The 3,614-nt window shown below is 72.6% G+C and carries 4 protein-coding genes; all 4 read left to right on the top strand.

What is annotated here, in order from left to right; translation table 11 throughout:
* Window positions 1-1,458 (top strand): ABC transporter substrate-binding protein (locus ACFU6K_RS33960; protein ID WP_380669671.1); only part of this gene is annotated, 1,458 nt, incomplete at its 5' end.
* Window positions 1,455-2,414: an ABC transporter permease gene (locus ACFU6K_RS33955; protein WP_380669670.1), complete on the top strand. Its 960-nt coding sequence runs from the start codon at window positions 1,455-1,457 to the stop codon at window positions 2,412-2,414. The genes ACFU6K_RS33960 and ACFU6K_RS33955, both read left to right, overlap by 4 nt.
* Entirely contained in the window at window positions 2,411-3,265 is an 855-nt protein-coding gene (locus tag ACFU6K_RS33950) for an ABC transporter permease (protein ID WP_380669668.1), read from the top strand. Before ACFU6K_RS33955 ends, ACFU6K_RS33950 begins: the two co-directional genes overlap by 4 nt.
* Before the next feature lie 76 nt (window positions 3,266-3,341).
* Window positions 3,342-3,614: ATP-binding cassette domain-containing protein (locus ACFU6K_RS33945; RefSeq protein ID WP_380669666.1), on the top strand; the 273-nt coding region annotated here is incomplete at its 3' end.

Below are 3,614 nucleotides of genomic sequence, written 5' to 3'. Positions count from 1 at the left end.
ACCTACGCCGAGCCGCCCACCCTGGACTACCTCCAGGCCTTCGACTACCCGCAGAACACGGTGCTCTCCAACGTCTGCGAGAGCCTGATGCGCTGGACCCCCCAGCTCACCCTGGCCCCCGGCCTGGCGGAGAAGGCCTCCAACCCCGACCCGGCGACCTGGGTCTACGACCTGCGCTCCGGCGTCCACTTCCACGACGGCACGGTGATGACCGCCGACGACGTCGTCTACAGCCTCGGCCGGCAGATGAACCCGGACAACGCGGCGGCCTGGGCCCAGGTGTTCCAGAACGTCGAGTCCGTCACCGGGACCGGCCCGCTCCAGGTCACCGTCAAGCTCAAGCAGCCCGACTCCCAGTTCCCGCAGTACATGGCCACCGCCGCCGGCGTCGTCGCCGCCAGGGCCGGGGTGGAGGCCGCGGGCAAGGACTACGGCACCAGCGGCGGCCTCGACTGCACCGGCCCCTTCACCCTGGGCACCTGGGCCAAGGGCCAGTCGATCGAGCTCCGGCGCTTCGACGGCTACTGGGGTGCCAAGGCCAAGTCGAAGAAGGTCGTGTTCAGCTTCCTCACCGACGCGTCCGCCCGCACCAACGCGATGCTCACCGGGGACGTCGACGGCGGCTACCTGATCCCCACCGAGAGCTACGACCGGCTGAAGCGCAACGGCCCGGGCACGCTCTACTTCGGCGAGGGCCTGAGCACCGTCAACCTCAACGTCACCAGCATGAACGGCCCGCTCGGCGACCTGCGCGTGCGCCAGGCGCTGTCGCTGGCCCTGGACCGCTCCGGCTTCGTCCGGACCGGCCTGGCCGGCGCCGGCACCGTCACCGGCTCCCTCACCACCAGGGCCGCCTGGGCCGGCGCCCCCGAGGACGTCCGGAAGGCGGCCTTCGACCACCTCACCCCCACCGCCCCGGACATCGACCGGGCCAAGGCCCTGGTCAAGGAGGCCGGCGCCGAGGGCAGGACGCTGACCGTCGCCACCAGCACCATCGGCCAGGACGTCTCGCTGCTCGCCACCGCCGTCCAGGCCGCCGGGGCGAAGATCGGCCTGAACGTCCAGCTGAAGACGATCGCCCCGAACGCCTTCACCGCGCTGTTCACCGACGCCAAGGCGCGCGAGGGCATCGACCTGTTCCCGGAGACGTACTACGACTCCGTCACCGACCCGCTCGACCTGCTCGTCAACTTCCGGACCGGCGCCTACCAGAACTACGCCGGCTTCAGCGACAAGGCCTACGACGACCTCGTCGACCAGGCCACCGCCGAGTACGACCCGGCCAGGCGCGGCGCGATCGAGGCCAGGCTCCAGCAGACCGCCTCCGAACAGCTGCTGTGGATCCCGGTCGCCGAGTGGCCCACCAGCGTCTTCCTCAACAAGCGCGTCACCGGCGCCCCCACCACCATCTCGTACATGTACTACCCGTGGGCCGCCGACGTGGGGGCCGCCCGGTGAACTTCCTGAGATTCGCCGCCCGGCGGCTGGCCGAGATGGCCGCCACCCTGCTCGGCGCGTCCTTCGTGGTCTTCGGCGCGATGTACCTGGCGCCGGGCAACCCGGCGAGCTTCCTGCTGTCCGGCCGGTCGGCCTCCCCGGCCGCCCTCCAGGCGATCAACGAGCAGTACCACCTCGACGACCCGTTCCTGGTGCGGTACTTCCGCTGGCTCGGCCAGGTGCTGCAGGGCGACTTCGGACGCTCCATCACCTACCGCACCGACGTGTCCCGGCTGCTCGCCGACCGGCTGCCCGCGACCCTGACCCTGGTGGCCATGGCCCTGGTCGTGGTCGCCGTCCTCGGCCTGGCCCTCGGCTGGATCGGCGCGGTGCGCGGCGGCGCGACCGACTCGGCGGTCCTGCTCTCCACCACGCTCGCGGTCGGCACCCCCTCCTTCGTCGCGGCCGTCCTGCTGCAGGGCCTGTTCGCGGTCAAGCTGGGCTGGTTCCCGACCAGCGGCACCGGCGACGGCTTCGGCGACCTGCTGTGGCACCTCACCCTGCCGGCGGTCGCCCTCGCGCTGTACCTGATCGGGATGCTCGCCCGGGTCACCCGCTCGGCGATGCTGGACGCCCTGGAGGGCGAGCACGTCGCCGTCGCCCGCAGCCGCGGCGTGCCCGAACGCGAGGTGATCCGCCGCCACGTGTTCCGCAACTCGCTGGGCACCGTGCTGACCACCGGCGGCCTGATCGTCTCCACCCTGCTGGTCTGCACGATCCTGGTGGAGTCCGCGTTCAGCATCGGCGGCATCGGCCAGCTCCTCGAACTGTCCACCACCACCAAGGACTTCCCCACCGTCCAGGCCATCTCCCTGCTCATCGTCGCCCTGTTCATGACCGTGAACCTGGTCGTCGACCTGCTCCACCCGCTGGTCGACCCCCGGGTCGCCCTCGGTTCGAGGAGGGCCGACGCATGAGTGTCGCCCTCACCCGCCGGCCCGGCCTCGGCCGCCTCAGGGCCGCCCGCGCCCCGCTCCACCTGGCCTGCCTCGGACTCGTCGCCCTGGTGGTGCTCGCCGCCCTGCTCGCCCCCTGGATCGCGCCGGACGACCCGAACGCCGTCGACCTCGGCAACGCCCTCGCCGGCCCCTCGCCCGACCACCTGCTCGGCGTCGACGCCGCCGGCCGCGACACCCTCTCCCGGCTCCTGCTCGGCGCCCGCAGCTCCCTGCTCGGCCCGCTCGGCGTGGTCGCCTTCTCCACCGTCGCCGGCGTCCTGGTCGGCCTGGTCGCCGGCTGGCGGGGCGGCTGGCTCGACTCCGTCCTCTCCCGCGGCACCGAACTGGTCTTCGCCTTCCCCGGCATGCTGCTCGCCATCCTGATCGTCTCGGTGTACGGGGAGGGCCTCCTCGCCCCCGTCCTCGCCCTCGCGATCGCCTACCTGCCGTACGTCTCGCGCCTGACCCGCTCCCTGGTGCTGGCCGAACGAGAACGGCCCTACGTCGCCGCGTACCAGGTCCAGGGCCACTCCGCCGCGCAGATCTGCCTGCGGCACGTCCTGCCCAACATCGCCCCGATCGTCCTGGCGCAGTCCACCATCAACTTCGGCTACGCCCTCATGGACCTCGCCGGCCTCTCCTTCCTCGGCCTCGGCGTCCCCGCGCTCACCCCCGACTGGGGGCGGATGGTCTTCGACGGCCAGACGGCGATCCAGCACGGCTACCCGCTCTCCGCGATCCTGCCGTGCGTCCTCCTCGTGCTCACCGTCGTCGCGTTCAACGTCGTCGGCGAGCGCTGGGCCGACCGCGTCGCCCGGAGGAGCCGATGAGCCGGAGAACGACGGACCGGAGAACGACGAACCGGAGGCCCCGACGAACCGGCGCAGCCCCGAACCGGAGGACCGCGTGAACGCCCTCGACATCCGGGGCCTGCGGCTCCGACTGCCCGGCACCGCCCGGCCCGTCCTCGACGGGGTCGACCTCGCCGTGGGCCCCGGGGAGACCGTGGCCCTGGTCGGCGAGTCCGGCTCCGGCAAGAGCCTCACCTCCCGCAGCGCCCTCGGCCTGCTGCCGCCCGGCGCCACCGCCGAGGGCAGCGTCCTGGTCGACGGCGAGGACGTCCTGACGATGGGCCCCGACCGGCTGCGCGCCCTGCGCACCGGCCGGGCCGCCATGGTC

The organism is Kitasatospora sp. NPDC057512 (assembly GCF_042802135.1).
Lineage (GTDB): Bacteria > Actinomycetota > Actinomycetes > Streptomycetales > Streptomycetaceae > Kitasatospora.
Note: the sequence above shows the minus strand (reverse complement) of the source record. Positions and strands in the feature narration are given on the sequence as shown.